Consider the following 18,940-nt stretch of genomic DNA (forward strand, 5'->3'; position numbering starts at 1 on the left):
TTCGTCAAAAAATACTCAATTCAAAGGATAATATGTAATACAGGTTATATTGAACATTAAAGGTGTGATCGTTAACTCAAGTTACACGTAAACAGTAAACGATAAATAAGGGAATTAACGAGTATTGATGTTCGACCTTTGAATAAGCCTAGCTTGAGTGTGAAAAGTGCATCACGCAAACGATTGGATGTCACAATTTTAACCTAACTATCCACTTTGTTAGCACGCAGAGTCATTATTCACAGTCTAGTTGAGCCGCAGAATGTGGATGTGTACTTGTTATGCCGGTGATAATAACTGGAGAAAACGTCTTTTGTTTACCTTTTGCTCACTGAAACCTCGCTTGCTTACATCTCATTTGTAGAAACCTCCTCGAGTAGACCTCTCTCACGTAACGTTCACTTGTCTAAAATCGGCTTGTCTCAATCTCACTTAGTAAAGCAGACTCCTCCGCTTTAAAGCCCTGTTTTGGATGCCTGTTGATTCTAATTTTTCGTTCTGGGCTCAGAGTATCATTTGTTCATATCCAATTTGATCAATAACCCCCTGTTAATGTCCTATTCTTAATTTGGGTTAGGTAAATTACTTGCGGGAAGGGAGTAGTTATAAAAATGATAAACATGTCAATTAGATGGCGTCTTATTTTTCTTTCCACGGTTTCTGTACTCATTATGTTCGGGTTTACAGTGAATGAAGTGCTTAAGAACGATGAGAAGATGAATCACCTTGAAACAACGCGTATTAAGGTCGAAGCGCTTCAATTTTTTAATACGGTTTCAAGTGATGCTTATCGATGGTTGGTGCTGTCTAATGATTCCCCTGAGAAAGGTCAGTTGCTTTTAACACTGCAATCAGAACTGGATAGACTGACTCAGTATGGAATGCGACTTCAACGGTTCGACAGCAATTGGAGTATTGACCCTCAGTTAGCTGAATTGAAAAAGTTGTTGATGATCCTAGCTAGTACACCTGAAACGACAGACAGCAGAAAATTGACAGAGCGCGCTTTCGACTTGTTAAAAGACGTGCTGATGGAGCTGTCTGAATATCGTATGGCCTTAGTCGATGAAAATATCGGTCAAGCTGAAGCGATGTTTATCAATCTTACGCATTATGTGTTTTGGACTCAGAGAGAAGCGTGGTTAAGCTTCAGTTTGAATCGCTCCCCAGAGTTTAAAAACCAATACTTGCTTAGCTATGTCGCTGCTCTAGAGAGGCAGCAACAGCTATTAGATACATTTTTCCGTTCGGATACGCGTTCTCCAAACATTAGACAGTTGCTAAACGCGGTCGCCAAAGATGAATTCCAAGACAAATTTACATCTCGAATCCTCAAAGGGGACTTTTCATCACCCGAAATATATCAACACTTGAAAAGCTTAGAGGTTAAAAAACGGGCTATTTCAAACGCGATTGGCGCTTACACCAATCAAATACAGTTTGAACTGACCAAGAATATCGCGTTGCAGAAAAGGCAAACCTTGGTCATGACGTTGCTTATACTCATCGCTTCTGGTGTTTTGATGTGGCTTGGGGTTGCGACATCTCTGCGCTTAAACAAAAACCTGTCGATTATTTTGAAAGGTGTGTCGGAATGCGCTGATAGCTACGGCCAGCCAAAGGTGATTCGTATCCAAGGGAACGATGAGCTTGCCGAGTTCACTGAAACCCTAAATCGAGTGATGGAACGCAACTATCTGCACAACAAAGAGTTGATAACAGCAAAAGAAGACGCGATTTCGGCTAACAAAGCCAAAAGCGCATTCTTAGCAAATATGTCACATGAAATACGCACGCCACTTAACGGGATCATTGGCATGGCTGAGATCTTATCTCAAAGCCAACTGAGCCCAAATCAACAAGAAGTACTGGGGGATATCGAATCGTCCTCTCACTCTTTACTGGTGCTGCTGAATGACATACTCGACCTGTCTAAAATCGAGTCGGGTAACTTGATGTTGTCACCACACAATGCTGATTTGCGAGAAGCGGTTTATGACTCTGTGAGTGTGATTCAGTCGAAAGCGATAAGTAAGGATATTGAGCTCGACATCAATATCGATTATCAAACGCCGTCACAACTGTTTTTCGATGAGTACCGCGTGAGACAGGTGCTGACCAATCTGCTTTCTAATGCCATCAAATTTACCTCTAAGGGCACAATTACAACTGACATTGCTTATACACCTATGTCTATGGGCAGGGGCAAGCTTGAATGCAGCGTGTCTGATACCGGGATTGGGATTGAGCCCGAGAAGTTAGAGTCCATATTTGAACCTTTCACTCAAGAAGATGGCAGCATTACCCGTCAATTTGGCGGTACGGGGTTAGGGCTTGCGATTTGTCGACAGCTTGTTGATTTGATGGGTGGTTACATTACCGCGCGTTCAGTGAAAGGAGAGGGCTCTACATTCACTTTTTGTTTGTATGTCGATGTTGTAGAAGCGCCTGTTCAAACTTTCGATAACCTGAGCCGAGCGACCATCATCTCGAACTCTTTCAATTACCTCGATCAGCTCGTTAAAGAGTGTGAGCGTTTGAATGTTCGAGCCAATGTGGTGTCATCCATTGCTGCCCTTAGTGAAAGTGTAAAAGAAAGTGACTTCATACTTTATTGTCATACCTTGCACCACTCTATGGAAAAAGATCTTGCGACGTTGAAGGTGATATATCCTCTTGCTCGCGTCATCGTTTGTCAGCATCACCTATTTAAAACCAACCTAATCAGAGAAACGGTCCACTCGACTCATACCTTGCCATTCTTGGGCCGACGTTTCTTAACCAGCTTACAATCTCTCGATGTGGGCGAAGAGCAAACGCCTCAAGTGGAAGCAAAAGATGAAGAAGTTCGCTCTCTGAATCGACGCATTTTGATCGTTGAAGACAATCTGATGAATCAAAAAATAGCGAGCTTCTTCCTTGAGCAAGCGGGTTATGAATATTTGATTGCCAGTAATGGCCAAGAAGCGGTGGATGTCATCACCCAGGGTGCTCAGTTTGATGCAGTCTTAATGGACTGCATGATGCCTGTTATGGATGGCATAACGGCGACTCGTGCGATACGTCAGTGGGAAGCCGATCAACAAGTGACACCATTACCCATCATAGCTTTAACCGCCAGTGTTCTAGAAGAAGACATCAAAGATTGTTTTGAAGCCGGTATGAACGCCTACTTACCTAAACCCTATAAATCTCACCAGCTGTACGATCTTTTCAGTAGCCTTGATATTGTCTAGGGCTCCCGTATCAAGGCTAGCGCGGCGCTACTTAACGAACTTCCAATCCAAGGTTGTATTGTGCAAGGCAACGACCGACATAGCTGATGTTCAGCAAGGCTGCGACTAAGATGGTGCTGATGTGGGCGACGATTTGAATTGGCAGTGAGAAGTGATCGGCCATTGGATAAGCAACAATAATACTGAGAAGCATAAGCAAGGTTGTGATAGCTAGACTGAAGTTTGAAACAGAAAGCAGAGTTTGAAAGCGTTGAGTCATCGTCTTCATATTGAATTCCTAATTGCTATTAATAATTATGATACTTGTTATTAATATCAATTAGCGTTCCAGTTTTAATTTACATTTAAAATCATAATCTTATGTAATTTCGCTTGTTTTTAGAGTCTAAGTGACACGTGCGAATTGCAGGTCTTTATGACTTGATCGTGTTTCTTTACCATTGTCTAAACCCACAAGTATCGATGTGGAATCGAACACCTGAATATAAACCAAGCCCAACATTATTTTTTTGCCCGAATTCCGAATGAATATTTTTAAGTTTCACGTGTAGATCTTCGCGAGTAATGTCATTTGCAGGCACTAGGTCTAAGGCACAAAACTCTAAGTGCTTACTTCGCAGTGCACCACCAGCTTGTTGATTGTAGATATCGGATCGCTCTCCAGATACTGGTATAACAACACCGATTTCAGGCTCAATATATTGTTGTATGTACTTCAGGGTATTGATCATGTTTGGCACATGTTTCTTATTTGGGAGGGTAAACAAGGTTGTATTACTCATTGCCCAATCCGTCCCTTGCAATAGAACGAGATGCAGAGGCATGCTCTGAGTAACGCCATTGTCCTTGAGTTGTTGTCCGATTGCTCTCACTTGGTCTTGAGCGTGATTGAGGAGCATCCAACCTCGAAATGCTGATCGGGTCGGAACCTTGTAGCCATGAACATCGACCACGAGATCGTCATAAGTGATTTCGGTTTCTTCGGTATAAAGTTTCTCAAATTTTTCAGGGTAAGGTTGTGTCGTTGATAACGCCAAGGTTATCAGAATACTTCCGTACATAAAGTCTCTCCATCGCTAGTGTACACTCGTTATTTAGTTTGATACTGCTGTTGAGTTTCATTCATTTTGCTTAGGTACGCTTAAGCCTAGACGGTTAGGTTTAGATGCTTAAGTATAGACGCTGGAGTTTAGGTAAAAAAAACCCACTACTAAGAGTGGGTTACTAACATTGTTACAAGTAAATTAGCGAGGTTAGATTACTTCTTACCTTGGATTTGCTTGTCTTCTTCTGTCAGTTCACGAATGCGACGGCTGATGTCACGGCGAGCTTTAGAAATCTCAGCGCTCTTGATGATGTGGTCATCAACACGGTCTTCGTAGTCAGCTTTCATATTTTTGATAATGCCTAGGATCTCGTCGTGGGTCATCTCTGGCTTGATGTAATCAAGTAGGTTATCAAGAAGGTCGACACGCTTACGGTTGTCACGAACTTTCTTTTCGTTGTCTAAAAGTTCACGCTTAAGTTTGTTCTTACGTCGTGCTTGGTTAACAATTTCAAATACGCTGCTCATAGATTCCTTTTCCTATTCGTCAAATACGTTGTCTGCTTCTGATTAAAGCACATCAATTGATGATGTAACAGTCTTTAGATCAAAGCAAAAGTAAGGTTGTTTAATTATTCGTCACTCTCGCTGATGTGTGATTGTTTTTATCTTACCGTTCAAGTTAGTATCCCATGTAGATACTGCATTGATACGAAATGTGAAATGAATCAACAACAATTGGAAAACGAAGAATTGGACGAGAATGTCACTGAATCTTCAGCAGAACAAAACAAGCTTCGTGATGCGTATGTACAAGAGCGTACTTATTTGGAAGTCGTGGAAATAGAGCTAAACCGTTCTAAGATCATAATGATTGATGAACAGGGCAGAAAGAAACGAGTACCAATTTTGTCTGAACACTAGTTACTGCATTGTTAGGTGTTGAGATGGAATTATCAAAATAATAAAAAGGAAAAACGATGAACACAGTACTTTCCCCAATTGAAGCGAGAATTATCGGTTGTTTGATCGAGAAAGAAGTCACTACTCCCGATCATTACCCACTGACACTGAACAGTTTAACCACGGCATGCAATCAAAAGAGTAACCGTGAACCTGTTCTCTCTCTTTCTGAGTCAGATGTTTTAGATGCAGTTGATGGTTTAATCGGACGTCGCATGGTGAGTGATGAGAGCAGCTTCAATAGCCGTGTTAATAAGTATCAGCATCGTTTCTGCAACACTGAGTTCGGCGATCTGCAATTTACAGAGCAAGAGCGTGCAATCATCTGCTGTATGTTACTGCGCGGTGCGCAAACACCCGGTGAACTTCGTACTCGAACGGGTCGCCTTGCAAACTTTAGTGATGTGAAAGAAGTAGAAGCAACATTAGACAAACTCGCTGCAAGAGAAGCAGGTGCCTTGGTTGTGAAGCTGCCACGCGAAGCGGGTAAACGTGAATCACGGTACCAGCATTTGTTGAGCGGTGAAGTGGACGTTGAAGCGTTTGCGATGGCATCAGTAAGCGCGGCTGCCCCCTCTGCAACGAGTGAAAAGTTTGAAGAGCTTGAGTCTGAAGTTGCAAGCCTACGAGCAGAAGTGGCAGAGCTTAAGGCTCTGGTTGAATCACTGCTTTAAATGTCAGATGCTGATAAAAATGCGGATTGGGTCGTGTACTTGATCCGCAATCGTCACAATGCCCTTTATTGTGGCGTGACGAACAATCTAGAACGTCGATTTGAACAACATCAAACCGGTAAAGGCGCCAAAGCTTTAAAAGGTAAAGGCCCACTTAAGCTGGTTTGGAGCTTTGGTGTTGGCTCAAAAAGTGAGGCGTTGAAAACCGAATACGCGATCAAGCAGTTGCCCAAATCCCGCAAAGAAAAACTGGTATCACTCAAACTGATTATTGAGTGGCAAAAAGACAAAATTCAATATATCGAAGTCTCATAATTCATAGCTAAAATGTTTGTTATTGATTAAATCTTAATAGTGTAAGGAGCTATATCGGCTCTAGCTAAGCTTATGAATTTAAATGGTAATTACTCTTACCGTGAATGGGCTGAAATCATAATTTAACTCGTTGTTCTTAATCTCCATTCCAAATTAACATATTGCTCATTTAGAATGTCGTTCTAATTAGTGTTAGACGCTATCATTTATCATCGTTGTCCTACATAATATCCATTAGCCATACAAAGAGATGGTGTCATGCTAGGTTAAAAAATGAGCCAAAGTAGCTCATATAAAACGAGAAAAATATGAAACGTTTACTGATGTTGTTTGGACTTGCCGTATTTTCTGCGTCCGCTCTCTCCCATGGTACTCATGTCCTCAATGGGTACTGGGAATACCAAGATTATCTTTCCACTTTTCCAGAACAAAGAGCATTGACCGATAAAATGGTCGAGGCTGTACAAAATCACCCTGTGCCACTGAGAAGAATCCAAGACAAACCAATTACGATTTCCGTGGTGTATCCGGGCCAACAGATCTCGGATTACTGGGTTCGCAATATTCAAGCTTTTGAGAAGCGTCTCGATAGGCTGAAGATCCGCTATCAAATAAATCAAGTGTTTACCCGTATTAATGCCGATCTCGCGCAGCAGAGTATTTCGTTGCAAGAAGCGATTGAAAACAAGACGGATTATTTGATTTTCACGCTAGATACCACGCGCCACCGCAAGTTTATCGAGCACGTGTTGACCTCTACAGACACCAAACTGATTCTTCAAAATATCACGACGCCAGTGCGAGCTTGGGCAGATAGACAGCCATTTATGTATGTGGGTTTTGACCATGCGACAGGCAGTTTAAAACTGGCGGACTATTTTAAACAAGTAAGTCCGCCAGACAGTAAGTATTCTGTTTTGTATTACTCACAAGGCTATATCAGTGATGCGCGTGGAGATACTTTTATCCATGAAGTGAATACGGATACCAACTTTACCCTTAAGTCTTCGTTTTACACAAAATCAAACAAAGACAGTGGCTACCAAGCGGCTAAAATCAGCATAGAGAACGATAAGGATCTAGACTTTATCTATGCATGTTCAACGGATGTCGCTCTCGGTGCAATGGAAGCGATTCGTGAATCGGGCCAAGACATCTTAGTGAATGGTTGGGGAGGCGGCTCTGCTGAACTTGAAGCCATTGCAAGGGGCGACCTAGATGTTACTGTCATGCGTATGAACGACGATACAGGCATTGCAATGGCAGAGGCGATCAAGTGGGATCTAGCCGGTTTGGAAGTGCCTACCGTTTACTCTGGTGAATTTGAAATTGTCACCAAGGAAGATTCCCCAGAACGTATTTCAGAACTTAAACAGCGAGCATTTAGGTACTCAGGTCACTAATGAAGAAAAGTTACGCCAGTACACCTAGAAACACTTTAGCTAGACTCATTACGCGTATCGTTATTTTGGTGATAGGCGTGATGGCACTTGGCGTGCTTATTCATAATTATGAAACCAGCAGTAATATCGTACAGCAAGAGACGAATCGAACGGTACAGCAAACCTCAAGCCTGATCCAAAACATGTTTGATTATCGTTTGTCGGTGCTGCAAATCCATCAAGACAGTAGCTCACACAGTGAAACTCTCAGAGAGCACTTTGATACGGGTAATGACGAGACTCTGAGCTACTTTTTCTTTGGTGTTGACCAACGTGAACCGGATCATGCACCAGATTTACGCTTTGTCTCAACCCACGATGGTTTGGCTTGGGAAGACGGCAACAGTCAATTTTATGGTTTGGATGAGTCCAACTTAAAGCATATTTCTGATGAGGTTTCGTTCAGCAGTAATTGGCATTTTATTAAACTGAGGACAGATATAGGTAAGCGTCACTTGTTGGCTCGCCGTACCCCTATTGTTGATAACGCTACTGGGGAAGTCCTTGGTCAACTCTATATCGCCATTGTGCTTGACAATAACTTCTCTTTGGCTGAGTCAATCCAACAGGGCAGTAATAGCGAAAATATCGTGATTGAAGCGCAAGGTACACCGGTGACATCGACATTCAGTGGTGATGAAAGCTACACCATTACTGACATCCTCAATTACCAAATGTACGAACAGTTGCCGCGTCATTTCGTTACCATCGCAACCATTAAGATTAATGCTGTTGAAACTCCTTTAATCATTCGAGCTGTTCAAAAAAATAATAATTTCATTGCGTTAGAAGAGAATTATCAGCGTGCGATCATCGTGGTGATTGTGGTGATCATATTGATGTCTTTTTTTGCTCGAACTTGGATTCAAAAGAGAGTCTCAGCCGAGCTTGATAAGCTAATGGACTTTACTCGTTCGGCAAGTGCTAGCGAAGAGTACAACAAGTTCGATGGCTCTAACATTTTCGAATTTCATCATATTGGTTGTACTCTTGAAGACACCTTTGAGCGCTTATCTGAACAGAATCAAAAATTCCAAGATCTCTTTAACTTTGCTCATTCGCCTATCTTAGTTTGGTCTGAAAAAGGCGATTTGATTCAGATGAACCCCGCCGCTCGCATGGCGTTGTTCGATGCTGATGACAATTATGGTCCAATTGCCCAAGAGTTTGAGCAGCGAATGCTGCCTAATATTCAAATGGTGGTTCAGGGTTCTAAACTGACGGGTATTAACGTACCCATTGGTGAAAAGGTGTTTCGTTGGAACATGTCTGCTATTCGCGTGGAACACGGCATCACAGGAGTGGTGGTACAAGGGCAAGATATTACTAAGCTAATCGAGGCGGAAAGACAGGCTGATCGAGCAAGAGAAGAAGCTGAGCATCTTGCGAATGTGCGAGCAGACTTCTTAGCTAAGATGAGTCATGAGATTCGCACGCCGCTCAACGGTATTCTCGGTGTGTCTCAGCTGCTCAAGCGCTCTATGCACAATGAAGATAATCGCGAGCAGGTGGATGTACTGTGTAATAGTGCGGAACATTTACTGGCGGTACTTAACGATATCTTGGACTTCTCAAAGATTGAGCAAGGGCAGTTTAATATTCAAAAGAAAGACTTCCGTTTAGGGGAGTTAGTTAATACCTTAGACAGCATCTATCGACCGCTGTGTGAAGATAAATCCGTCGAATTTACCATTGTGAATCACTTGGTTGATGACATTGAAATCAATACCGACCAAGTACGCCTCAATCAGATCATGTTTAATCTGTTGAGTAATGCTTTTAAATTCACTCATCAAGGCGGTATCTCCGTCAGCTTTGAGCTCGAGAGTATCTTTAACTCCGATCACGCCAGCTTGATCGTTCGAGTGAAAGATTCTGGCATTGGTATTGATGAAAGCAAAATTGATGCTGTTTTTGAACCCTTTGTTCAAGCCGAAGAGACCACCACTCGTGAATATGGTGGCACTGGTTTAGGACTTACAATTGTAAAAAATCTGGTCGATATGCTGGAAGGGGACATTCAAGTCCGCAGCGTGATAGGTCAAGGCTCAGAGTTCACGATAGAAATTCCTGTAGTCGTACACGCCAAGCCGCTATTAGTCGATGCTAAGCAACAAGCTGAGGTTGAGCCAGAGGCGTTGTTTAGTCGACCTTTGAATGTGTTGCTGGTGGAAGACAATCACACCAACGCCTTTATTGCTCAGGCTTTCTGTAAGAAATATGGCATGGTCGTCACCTGGGTAAAAGATGGCTTAGAAGCGATTGAGATGGCTAAGACGATTACCTATGACTTGATCTTGATGGATAACCAACTCCCTAATCTCGGTGGTGTTGAAACCACTCAGCAGCTAAGAGGTGAGATTGGTGTGTCAGCCCCTATTTATGCGTGTACCGCTGATGCTCAAGAGTCAACTAGAGACAGCTTTATGGCCGCAGGGGCGAATTACGTGATTGTAAAGCCGATTAAAGAAGAGTCGCTCCACCAAGCGTTTGTTCATTTCAAAAACTCATACTGGAATGACACAGAGCACTAGGCTTTAACTTAGTGCTCTTTAATGGAGTCTGTTGAAGAGAAGTAACTAATTTTCTGCCTTTATATCGAGCCAGCGACAAAGGCTTGTTCCAATAGCAGCGTTTTCAACTCATCACTCATATCTAGGTGTTCAGGGAATTGGATACCTAGCAGCCAGCCTTGTCTTTGCCTTTTCTTACTTACCACCTTGTAGACAAGATCGTCATCTAAGTACTCATTTAAGTCAGAATTGACTTTTATCTTCCAGCCGACATCAATATCTGATTGCTGGGTAAGATAGATACCGCACCCTGACGCTGAAAAGTCGACTAGTGTGGCATCCAGCGACAAGGTATCAAAAGTGACTTCACAGCTGAGACGTACTTTATACCTTTCGTGTTCACGAATAGGCTTGCTTGCAAAGTTTGAGGGTGGGCGAAGGAAGATTAGATGTGCTGGAGAGGTGATATGAGCCAGTACATTGGTTTTGAACGCGACAATGTGCCCAAGTTCGGTGTCGGTAATCGCACGAACAATAATATCAACGTTTGTGAGCTTTCTCAGCGTCAGTGCTTCTGTCGCTTTTTGCGTAAGCTCTAGGATGAGGTACTGATCTTCTTTGTGTCCGATATAAAGTGTACTGATCTGGATTGAGTCGTCTGGGCCAAATTCCAATACACCTGCTGTTTTTGTACCTGGCTTTAGGTATCTGAACAGTTCTAAGTTTTTATCTTTATGCATATTCGTTACTGAACAATGTTAATCGTTTGATAAAATAATATAACGCCCTGATAAAACTATGTCATTAGTTTCATTGAAGTAATTAGCAGCGTACAACAAAAAAGTGAATCGCTATCTCAAGTAAACAACGGCTTACTCTTGTCGTAAAACAAGATACACTGCTGACAGATATATACTTGATGGAGAAATAGTAAATGGAACTGGAAACCTTATTGAATACTCTGGCTGAAACCCCAGAGGCCGTGCAATTTGAAGATACAATGCAAGTTATCGAAGCTCACTATGATTTTTCTGAGCGCGAATTTCGCAATGGTGAGGTAGTGAACGCTGCAGGGCAGAATAATGGTTCGTGTAAGATTTTTGCTTTTGGTTTAGAGCAAGGCCTATCAGCAGAGCAAACACTTGCTTGTTTTGGTCAATTTTATCGTAACGACGTGCTAGGTTTTCCTGAGAACAGCGACCATCAAAATATTCGTAACTTTATGGTTCATGGCTGGAATGGTATCCAGTTTTCTCAGCCTGCGCTGGTTGCAAAAGTGAAGTAGACACTAACCAGGTAACGATTAGGTCGAGATTTAATCTCAGTATTTTGAAGCGAGAAAACAACCTCTCGCTTTTTTTGTCTATGTTGAACTGGCTAGTAACTTGCTATCCAGTAACTTACTAAATGGGCTCTAAACTACTGAACGGGCAGGGCAGACAAGCACTTACGACACATACAAACTCCAGCCTTTGGAATATCGCTAGTATCTCGTTTTTCTAACTCAAAACACCAACACGTCTCTTTGCCCGCACTGATATCGCATTGAGCTGGCTCATTACACTGTGGACATTGGTGAGTCGAACTCGCGCCACTAAGATTATCCATAACCGACGTTTGCTCTTCTTCAGATAAGCCTTTCCAACCTATAATTTCATCCATTGTTCGAAAGCAGCCACTACACATTCCGCCATTATTTTTACAAGCCGCTCGGCAAGGTGTTTTCATTTCTCTAACCTGTGATTCATTTGGGCTGAAATGTAGCATATTTGTTTCTTCTTGAAGAGCCGTTAAGCTAAGAAATTACTCAGTTAAATTTAGAAATGACCTCGTAATTTTTAGGCTTTTCATGTAGCATCTCGCCCCTTTTGTTGAGTGGGGGGATATTATGTTTATTGGATTTGATTATGGAACAGCGAACTGTTCTGTCGCGGCGATGGTTAATGGAGAGCCAAGCCTGTTACCGCTAGAAGGTAACAACCACTATATTCCCTCAACCGTGTTTGCGCCTACTCGTGAGAGTGTTTCTGAACATCTATTCCGCCACTTGAATATCAAGCCGAGTGATGCGATCGGTGAGCAAGTACTACGACGTGCGATTGCGCTGAACAGAGAAGAGAGTATCGACTTAGTGCCAGAAGACATGGCATTTGGTCAGGCTGCGTTGGACTTATATTTAGAAGACCCTCGCGATGTTTATTATGTTAAGTCCCCTAAATCTTTCCTTGGCGCGAGTGGACTGCATGATGTGCAGGTGAGCTTTTTCGAAGATTTAGTGTGCGCCATGATGGCAAATATCAAGAATCAAGCCGAACTCACGACTCAAGAGCAGATCAAGCAAGCTGTTATCGGCCGACCAATTAACTTCCACGGTCGAGGTGGTGAAGAGGCGAACAGACAAGCTGAAGACATACTGTCTCGCGCAGCTAAGCGTGCCGGTTTCCTTGATATCGCTTTTCAATTTGAGCCCGTAGCCGCAGGCCTTGATTACGAAAGCACATTAACTGAAAACCAAACAGTATTGGTTGTTGATATTGGCGGTGGTACCACCGATTGCTCATTATTAGAAATGGGACCAACGTGGTCTGGTAAAGCGGATCGTACCCAGAGCTTGTTGGCACACAGTGGGCAAAGGGTAGGGGGGAATGACCTCGATATCTATCTTGCATTCAAACAACTGATGTCACCTTTTGGTATGGGCAGCAAAGGCATTTCGGGTATTGATATGCCACTGACTCAATTCTGGAACCCAATTGCGATTAATAATGTTGAAGCTCAAAAGAACTTCTATTCAAGAGAAAACCTAGCGGCATTAAAATTACTTCGTAAAGAAGCGTCAGAGCCTCAAAAGCTAGAACGTTTGATGAAGGTTTATCACGACACTTTGGGTTACGGTATTGTGCGTAGAGCGGAAGAGGCCAAGATTGCGCTGGCAGAATCCCCTCAATATCGTGCTGCGATTAATGTTGCCTCTGAACTGGTCGAGGTAGATATCTCAGTCGAACAGATGGTTGAAGCGATTGAAACACCAAAGTCTAAGATGATTGAGTTGGTTAAAGAAGCGATTCAACAAGGCCAGAAAAAGCCAGACGTAATCTACATGACGGGTGGTTCCGCTCGTTCACCGATACTTCGTGAAGCCGTACAACAAGCTGTGCCGAATGTACCGATTGTGAGTGGTAATTACTTCGGTTCAGTAACTGCAGGTTTAGCTCGTTGGGCTGAGGTTTGCTTCAAATAAGAGTTCAATGATGAGTTATGAAGGGCAACCAGTCGCTGATTGGTTGCCCTTTTTTTGTTTTTCTCTAATGAACTTTCTATTGAACGATTTTTCCTAGCTCATATTGGGATTTGTTTCACAAAGCTAAATATTTCAGCTGAGCTCTACGTGTTACAAAATGTTTCAAAGGCAAAGGCGAGCCTCTCGATGGTCTGATGAGTTACCTTGGGTTTAGATTTTTAATGCTTTTTTAGTGACTATAAAATCAAAAATAATCAAAGTATTTATCTCAAAGAATGAAAGGAGATCCCAGCAATTGTCGTGTTAATTAACTGTTTTAAAAGGTATTTTTGTTTTTTATAGTGCGATTTTTTTTATTTTATATATTTTAATGCAACTTTCTTGTCATTCGTATATTAGGGTTTGCCTACTTGTTAAATGCAGGTAACAACTTCTCCGTAAGCACGAGGTTGTTAGTGAATAACTCACCCAGTTACATAATGGACATGACAAATGAATAAGAAACTTTTAGCGCTAGCAATTTCTGGTGCAGTATTTGGTACACAGGCAGTTGCAGTAGAACTTTACAACGAAGACGGCACAACATTCTCAGTTGGCGGTCACGTTTCAGTTGCAGTTGGTGATGTAAACAGCGACGATCGTCAAAACAGCGATGACATCGGTGTTGAAACTGTTTCTCCACGTATCAACTTCGGTGCAACTCACGAACTTGGTAACGGCTTTACTGCTGATGCTAAAGGTGAATGGGCGCTAAACATGCTTGACGGTGGTGATCAGTCATTCACAACTCGTCTTGGTTACGTTGGCCTTTCTCACGATGATTACGGTCGTGCAGCAGTAGGTACTCAATGGGCACCTTACTACAACGTTGCTGGTGTAGCAGATATGCCAATCGCATTTGCGAATGACTTCATCTATGAAGATCACGGTAATCTAGGTACTGGTCGTGGCGAAGAGATGGTTAGCTACGGCAACGCTATCGACTTCGGTAACGCTGGTTCTCTAAACGCAGCTGTTGCATGGCAAGGCCGCAAGACTGATAAAGTTTCAGATACAAACACAAACAAATACGGTAACCGTGCTCAAATTGCATTGAACTACGCAATTGCTGATTTCACAGCAAACTACGCATACAACACTGGTGATGTTACATTTGGTAACATTGGCGGTGGTTCTAAAACCGCTGATTCTAACGTAGTGAGTGCTACTTACGGTTCTTACGGTTCTGAAGGTCTATTCTTAGCTGGTGTTTATGCTATGAATAACTACATGAACTCAAGCGCTGGTGTTGCTTTAGAAGAGACAGTTGCAGTTGAATTACTTGCTTCTTACGCACTTTCTAACAGCCTGAACTTAAGCGTTAACTACGAAGCGGTAGAAGACGACAAGATGAGTGAAACAGTATTTGCTACAACTGCTCTACAAGCTGAGTACAACTTCACATCTCAGTTCGTAGGCTTTGCTGGTTACCAGTTCGACCTACAAGGTTCTGGCGTGTACAAAGAAAAAGCTGACGACCAGTGGCTACTTGGTGCTCGTTACTACCTATAAGTCGCAGACTGATTTAGCATAGTGTTTACTCCTTAGGTTTACCTTTTAGGATACTGTCCTAGACACCATGCTAAGCCCTCTCAAACCTTTTGGTTAGAGAGGGCTTTTTTCGTTTTGGGCTTTTGTCTTGAATGGTGATTTCGCACTATTGCGACCTTCGTATAAACGCTTTCAAATCATCGAATTGAGCTAAAGATCAGAATTTAGATATTGGTAACCATCTTGTCGAAGACTCTCATTTTATGATGCGCTAAACTCTGCGTTCCAAGAATAGTTCAGGGACAAACTATGAGCAGCGTTGTAGATCAGGAACAATTGATGAATTCGAAACGAACCGCAACACCGACCAAGGTGCTGTGTGTTGGGCGTAACTATGTCGATCACATTGAAGAACTTAACAACGCGATCCCTGACTCTATGGTGGTGTTTAATAAACCAAGCACCAGCGTGACTTCCTCTCTTTCTTCGTTTCATCAAGAAGCACTGCACTATGAAGCTGAAATCTGCTTTATCGTTGAAAATGGCCAATACTCAGCCGTGGGCTTAGGGTTAGACCTCACCAAGCGTGAGTTGCAAAGTAGCTTAAAAGCGAAAGGCTTACCTTGGGAACGCGCCAAAGCTTTTGATGGCTCAGCCGTATTTAGTCGCTTTGTTCCAATTGATAACTTAGACCTTGCAGACTTAAACCTAGAGTTGTTTATTAACTGTGTTCGTGTTCAGAAAGGACATGTTGAGCAGATGCTTTACTCTCCAAAAACTATCCTAGAAGAGCTGTCTTCTTATACCACCTTACTAGACGGCGATGTTGTGATGACAGGTACGCCAAAAGGTGTTGGGGCCGTACATCGAGGCGATATCTTCCTTGGTCGCCTAAAGTGTGGCGATACGACATTGATTGAGATCGAATGGGTAGCAAGTTAATTAGTCTTTTCTATTTAGTTAATAAATTGGCTTTGTCGCTTAATGTTGGTTTTTAATTCGATTAAATAAACGTCGAACAACTGATTGCATCTGGAAGGGTGTTAGTAATTGATATAAAATCCGCCTCCGTTTTTATCAATGCTGACCCTCATGATCGACTTAACCATTTTACCTGTCTACCTGACTGCCGTTGTTGCACTTCTTCTTTTACCTGGCCCTGATATGTTACTGATTGCGAGTTCAAGCATGAGCTATGGCCGTAAGGTCGGCGTGTTTGCAAGCCTAGGTAATGCGACTTCTGGAATCATTCTGACAGTATTAGCGGCCATGGGTGTATCAGCGTTGATCGCAATGAGCCCAATAGCGCTTAAAGCTCTCCATTTGTTAGGCGGCGCGTACTTGTTGAAGATGGGTTGGGATTGCCTGCGAACAGAGCAGGGTAACGCGCCTGAGTTAAGCGATAACTTTGCAGCAAAAGCGTACTATCAAAGAGCGCTAATCAGTAACCTGCTTAATCCTAAAGCGTTGGTTTTCTTTGTGATGTTTCTGCCTCAGTTTGTGTCGACGAATATTGAAGCGACTTCCGGTCAGCAGATGCTTGTTCTGGGTTTATTACTGAATGTTCTCGGCTTAACGTTTAACTTTTTGCTGGTGGCGTTAGTGGGTACGATTGGTAAATCTCTCGTAGAAAACGCGAAGTTTCGTACCTATCAACAGAAAGTCATGGGCGGAGTTTTCATCGTGTTAGCTATCTGGATGTTGTCTTCTTTCTTTACTTCGTAGACGAATCAAATCAGACATCTTCTCGTGGTTAGCCGCTGAGACAAAAATGGACGCTACGAGCGTCCATTTTTTATATTTAACCGTTACATGTTGAACGCGCTAAATCGCTATGAATTCAACTCTTGTTGGTGTTGTTCAATCAGTTTCTCCATGTACTTCTCACCGCGCAGGCGAGTGTCTTCGTAGGTTTCTGTCCCTTCAAATTTTGTCACCGTCTCATAGTAGACCTTAACTTTTGGCTCAGTACCGGAAGGTCTTACGATAATGCGTGAACCATCTTCGAGATGATAGATGAGTACGTCACTTGCAGGCAGGTTAATGGCTTCAGTATTGCCACCAATGACGAAGCGCAAAGAAGACTGCAGATCTTCAATCACAGAGATAGCAACACCGTTTATTGCTTTAGGTTGTGCCGCTCTGAGTTTAGAACCAATCGATGGCGAATCTGGGTCAAGAGCAATGCTTCGCTGCGCGTTGGTGTGAACCCCATGTTCAAATGAAATTTGAGCAAGAAGATCCCAGACAGTTCGACCTTGAGATTTTAACTCCTCAACCAATTGAGCAAACACGACAATAGCAGACAGCCCATCTTTGTCTCGTACTTGAGTACCAATTGTGTAGCCTAATGCTTCTTCATAGGCGAACAAGAAGTCGTTCTGATCATTTTCCAATTGCATGCCAATATTCGCTAACCATTTAAAGCCTGTCAGTGTTTGGAAATAAGTCGCCCCGTGGGATTGAGCTACTTTTTCAAGCAATGTTGAAGATACGATACTGTTACCAACTAACTGGTTTTTGGTATGAGGTTTGGATAACAAGTAATGCGCGAATAGCACACCAACTTGGTCACCTGTTAGCATTTTGTAAGAGCCATCATATGTTCTCACTGCAACCGCAAATCGGTCTGCATCTGGATCGTTGGCACAAGCAATGTCGGCATCTACACTTTTGGCTAGGTTAACCACCAGATCCATCGCGCCTTTTTCTTCCGGATTCGGGAAGTTGACGGTCGGGAAGTTACCATCGGGCTCTCTTTGTTCTGCGACGCTGAATACCTTATGGAAACCAGAATCGTGAAGTAGATCCTCGGCCATTTGTGCGCCGACACCATGCATTGCGGTATAGGTGATAGTGGTGTTCGCCGATTCGATCTCGTCACTCACGTATGGGCTCTGATTTATCGCAGCGCGGTAGGTTTGATAATAGCCTTCAGTTAACCACACCAACTTTCCTTGCGATTCAGCGTCACTTAGGCTCATTAAAGGGAGCGGCTTGGTCGATGCGATATCGATTTCAGCGGCAATACCCGCATCGTGAGGAGGAATGATTTGAGCGCCATTCTCCCAGTACACTTTGAAACCATTGTATTCCGGTGGGTTGTGGCTGGCCGTCACCACAACGGCAGCTGCGGCGTTGAAGTGCTCAATACCAAAGGCAACGATAGGGGTCGCCGCGACGTTCGAGGTTAGATAAACCTTAATGCCTAAAGCCGTGAGTACGGAAGCGGTATCAATCGCGAACTGCTTTGAATCTAAACGGCCGTCATAACCGACGACCACACCGCGAATGGTCGCATTAGCGACATGTTCGATTAAGTAGTGGCCGAGCCCGGTTGCTGTTTCCTGTATGACTAAACGGTTCATTCGATTTGGGCCGCATCCAACTTTGCCTCTAAGTCCTGCCGTTCCGAACTCTAATCGTTGAGTAAAGCGGTCTTCAAGTTCGTCGTGCATTCCCTCATCGATGAGGTGTTGAAGTTCTTCACGAGTTCTTGGATCTGGGTCTCTCGCTAACCAATTCATTGCATCTTGCATAATCACTAAACCTATTAATGTCTGTATGACTTACCGTTGATTTAATTTAAGTGATATTGATTCTCATTTCCATGGGGGCAATCGTAAAACTCGATATAAAATAAATTCCAACGGCAAGAGGGCACGTAGATTAAGCCACTTCAAATAATTGACTGTTTAGTAAGTAAACTTACCTTGAATAATTGGATATCACTAACTAGCCTTTTACATAAATATAACAAAATTTAACAAATTCGCCGTTTTTGAATCTTTCATGGAAACCTCCAACGCTTTTGAACCGTATTAGTTCTTGGGTTTATATGAGGTCAGTAGCCTGCTCACAGGCTAGTTCCATGTGAGTTGTAGATTGAGATTCAGCCTTTTCATGTGTAGCTGGAATAACAATGAATGTTGTCCAGTTCGCAACGATATTTAGGTCGCAAGTATCCAATTAGGAAGGACA

17 protein-coding genes are annotated in these 18,940 nt (G+C 42.9%); 11 read left to right on the forward strand and 6 right to left on the reverse strand.

Annotation, left to right across the window (positions count from 1 at the left end):
* The first annotated feature begins 671 nt into the window (after positions 1-671).
* Positions 672-3,236 carry an ATP-binding protein gene (locus AB4351_RS10955; protein WP_372126060.1) on the forward strand — a complete coding sequence of 855 codons (2,565 nt, stop codon included), beginning with the start codon at positions 672-674 and terminating at the stop codon, positions 3,234-3,236.
* Between the two features lie 31 nt (positions 3,237-3,267).
* Here the strand turns inward: AB4351_RS10955 and AB4351_RS10960 are convergent, their stop codons facing one another.
* The 3 genes from AB4351_RS10960 to AB4351_RS10970 all read right to left on the reverse strand — a co-directional run bounded on the left by AB4351_RS10960 (position 3,268) and on the right by AB4351_RS10970 (position 4,809).
* The gene (locus AB4351_RS10960; protein WP_017061772.1) at positions 3,268-3,504 is read right to left on the reverse strand and encodes a hypothetical protein; all 237 of its coding nucleotides are present in this window, start codon (positions 3,502-3,504) and stop codon (positions 3,268-3,270) included.
* Positions 3,505-3,670: 166 nt separating this feature from the next.
* Positions 3,671-4,297 (reverse strand): D-Ala-D-Ala carboxypeptidase family metallohydrolase, encoded by a 627-nt coding sequence (locus AB4351_RS10965; RefSeq protein ID WP_372125978.1) that lies wholly within the window; start codon positions 4,295-4,297, stop codon positions 3,671-3,673.
* 197 nt (positions 4,298-4,494) lie between these two features.
* A complete protein-coding gene (locus tag AB4351_RS10970) occupies positions 4,495-4,809 on the reverse strand; it encodes a DUF496 family protein (protein ID WP_004742367.1) in 315 nt (104 codons plus the stop codon).
* Positions 4,810-5,004: 195 nt separating this feature from the next.
* Here AB4351_RS10970 and AB4351_RS10975 point away from each other — a divergent pair, with 195 nt between their 5' ends.
* The 5 genes from AB4351_RS10975 (at position 5,005) to luxQ (ending at position 10,209) form a co-directional block, all read left to right on the forward strand.
* A complete protein-coding gene (locus AB4351_RS10975; RefSeq protein WP_017061770.1) occupies positions 5,005-5,205 on the forward strand; it encodes a hypothetical protein in 201 nt (66 codons plus the stop codon).
* 56 nt (positions 5,206-5,261) lie between these two features.
* Positions 5,262-5,918, forward strand: a complete 657-nt coding sequence (locus AB4351_RS10980) for a YceH family protein (RefSeq protein WP_017061769.1) — start codon at positions 5,262-5,264, stop codon at positions 5,916-5,918.
* Positions 5,919-6,233, forward strand: coding sequence for a GIY-YIG nuclease family protein (locus tag AB4351_RS10985; protein WP_017061768.1), 315 nt, complete (start codon positions 5,919-5,921; stop codon positions 6,231-6,233). It begins immediately after the preceding gene.
* A 308-nt stretch (positions 6,234-6,541) separates the two neighbouring features.
* Positions 6,542-7,636, forward strand: coding sequence for an autoinducer 2-binding periplasmic protein LuxP (locus AB4351_RS10990; RefSeq protein ID WP_371720949.1), 1,095 nt, complete (start codon positions 6,542-6,544; stop codon positions 7,634-7,636).
* On the forward strand, positions 7,636-10,209 hold the full coding sequence (luxQ, locus tag AB4351_RS10995; protein WP_372125980.1) for a quorum-sensing autoinducer 2 sensor kinase/phosphatase LuxQ: 2,574 nt from the start codon (positions 7,636-7,638) through the stop codon (positions 10,207-10,209). The genes AB4351_RS10990 and luxQ overlap by 1 nt, the downstream gene beginning before the upstream one ends.
* Positions 10,210-10,268: 59 nt before the next feature.
* Here the strand turns inward: luxQ and AB4351_RS11000 are convergent, their stop codons facing one another.
* The gene (locus tag AB4351_RS11000) at positions 10,269-10,928 is read right to left on the reverse strand and encodes a PilZ domain-containing protein (protein WP_017064847.1); all 660 of its coding nucleotides are present in this window, start codon (positions 10,926-10,928) and stop codon (positions 10,269-10,271) included.
* Between the two features lie 194 nt (positions 10,929-11,122).
* On the opposite strand from AB4351_RS11000, the gene AB4351_RS11005 reads away from it, so the two are divergent.
* Complete coding sequence (locus tag AB4351_RS11005; RefSeq protein WP_017061764.1) at positions 11,123-11,473, forward strand: HopJ type III effector protein; 351 nt, start codon at positions 11,123-11,125, stop codon at positions 11,471-11,473.
* A 134-nt stretch (positions 11,474-11,607) separates the two neighbouring features.
* Here AB4351_RS11005 and AB4351_RS11010 read toward each other — a convergent pair whose 3' ends face one another.
* Positions 11,608-11,916 carry a DUF1289 domain-containing protein gene (locus tag AB4351_RS11010; protein WP_080582242.1) on the reverse strand — a complete coding sequence of 103 codons (309 nt, stop codon included), beginning with the start codon at positions 11,914-11,916 and terminating at the stop codon, positions 11,608-11,610.
* A gap of 160 nt (positions 11,917-12,076) precedes the next feature.
* On the opposite strand from AB4351_RS11010, the gene yegD reads away from it, so the two are divergent.
* The 4 genes from yegD (at position 12,077) to AB4351_RS11030 (ending at position 16,684) form a co-directional block, all read left to right on the forward strand.
* Positions 12,077-13,429, forward strand: a complete 1,353-nt coding sequence (yegD, locus tag AB4351_RS11015) for a molecular chaperone (RefSeq protein ID WP_017064846.1) — start codon at positions 12,077-12,079, stop codon at positions 13,427-13,429.
* 492 nt (positions 13,430-13,921) lie between these two features.
* A complete protein-coding gene (locus AB4351_RS11020; protein ID WP_372125982.1) occupies positions 13,922-14,980 on the forward strand; it encodes a porin in 1,059 nt (352 codons plus the stop codon).
* 288 nt (positions 14,981-15,268) lie between these two features.
* Positions 15,269-15,901, forward strand: coding sequence for a fumarylacetoacetate hydrolase family protein (locus AB4351_RS11025; protein WP_102320581.1), 633 nt, complete (start codon positions 15,269-15,271; stop codon positions 15,899-15,901).
* Positions 15,902-16,051: 150 nt separating this feature from the next.
* Positions 16,052-16,684 (forward strand): LysE family translocator, encoded by a 633-nt coding sequence (locus AB4351_RS11030; RefSeq protein ID WP_017068640.1) that lies wholly within the window; start codon positions 16,052-16,054, stop codon positions 16,682-16,684.
* 107 nt (positions 16,685-16,791) lie between these two features.
* Here AB4351_RS11030 and AB4351_RS11035 read toward each other — a convergent pair whose 3' ends face one another.
* Positions 16,792-18,498: a phospho-sugar mutase gene (locus AB4351_RS11035; RefSeq protein WP_372125984.1), complete on the reverse strand. Its 1,707-nt coding sequence runs from the start codon at positions 18,496-18,498 to the stop codon at positions 16,792-16,794.
* Positions 18,499-18,940 lie beyond the last annotated feature (442 nt).

The sequence above is a fragment of the Vibrio sp. 10N.261.51.F11 genome (assembly GCF_041471665.1).
Lineage (GTDB): Bacteria > Pseudomonadota > Gammaproteobacteria > Enterobacterales > Vibrionaceae > Vibrio > Vibrio crassostreae_C.

Excerpts from the sequence above, each read along its gene's own strand:
- AB4351_RS10955 (WP_372126060.1), top strand. The coding sequence starts at position 672 with ATGTTCGGGTTTACAGTGAATGAAGTGCTTAAGAACGATGAGAAGATG.
- AB4351_RS10960 (WP_017061772.1), bottom strand. The coding sequence starts at position 3,504 with ATGAAGACGATGACTCAACGCTTTCAAACTCTGCTTTCTGTTTCAAAC.
- AB4351_RS11035 (WP_372125984.1), bottom strand. The coding sequence starts at position 18,498 with ATGCAAGATGCAATGAATTGGTTAGCGAGAGACCCAGATCCAAGAACT.
- AB4351_RS10970 (WP_004742367.1), bottom strand. The coding sequence starts at position 4,809 with ATGAGCAGCGTATTTGAAATTGTTAACCAAGCACGACGTAAGAACAAA.
- AB4351_RS10975 (WP_017061770.1), top strand. The coding sequence starts at position 5,005 with ATGAATCAACAACAATTGGAAAACGAAGAATTGGACGAGAATGTCACT.
- AB4351_RS11005 (WP_017061764.1), top strand. The coding sequence starts at position 11,123 with ATGGAACTGGAAACCTTATTGAATACTCTGGCTGAAACCCCAGAGGCC.
- AB4351_RS11030 (WP_017068640.1), top strand. The coding sequence starts at position 16,052 with ATGATCGACTTAACCATTTTACCTGTCTACCTGACTGCCGTTGTTGCA.
- AB4351_RS11025 (WP_102320581.1), top strand. The coding sequence starts at position 15,269 with ATGAGCAGCGTTGTAGATCAGGAACAATTGATGAATTCGAAACGAACC.
- luxQ (WP_372125980.1), top strand. The coding sequence starts at position 7,636 with ATGAAGAAAAGTTACGCCAGTACACCTAGAAACACTTTAGCTAGACTC.
- AB4351_RS10980 (WP_017061769.1), top strand. The coding sequence starts at position 5,262 with ATGAACACAGTACTTTCCCCAATTGAAGCGAGAATTATCGGTTGTTTG.
- AB4351_RS11010 (WP_080582242.1), bottom strand. The coding sequence starts at position 11,916 with ATGAAAACACCTTGCCGAGCGGCTTGTAAAAATAATGGCGGAATGTGT.
- AB4351_RS11020 (WP_372125982.1), top strand. The coding sequence starts at position 13,922 with ATGAATAAGAAACTTTTAGCGCTAGCAATTTCTGGTGCAGTATTTGGT.
- AB4351_RS10985 (WP_017061768.1), top strand. The coding sequence starts at position 5,919 with ATGTCAGATGCTGATAAAAATGCGGATTGGGTCGTGTACTTGATCCGC.
- AB4351_RS10965 (WP_372125978.1), bottom strand. The coding sequence starts at position 4,297 with ATGTACGGAAGTATTCTGATAACCTTGGCGTTATCAACGACACAACCT.
- AB4351_RS11000 (WP_017064847.1), bottom strand. The coding sequence starts at position 10,928 with ATGCATAAAGATAAAAACTTAGAACTGTTCAGATACCTAAAGCCAGGT.
- yegD (WP_017064846.1), top strand. The coding sequence starts at position 12,077 with ATGTTTATTGGATTTGATTATGGAACAGCGAACTGTTCTGTCGCGGCG.
- AB4351_RS10990 (WP_371720949.1), top strand. The coding sequence starts at position 6,542 with ATGAAACGTTTACTGATGTTGTTTGGACTTGCCGTATTTTCTGCGTCC.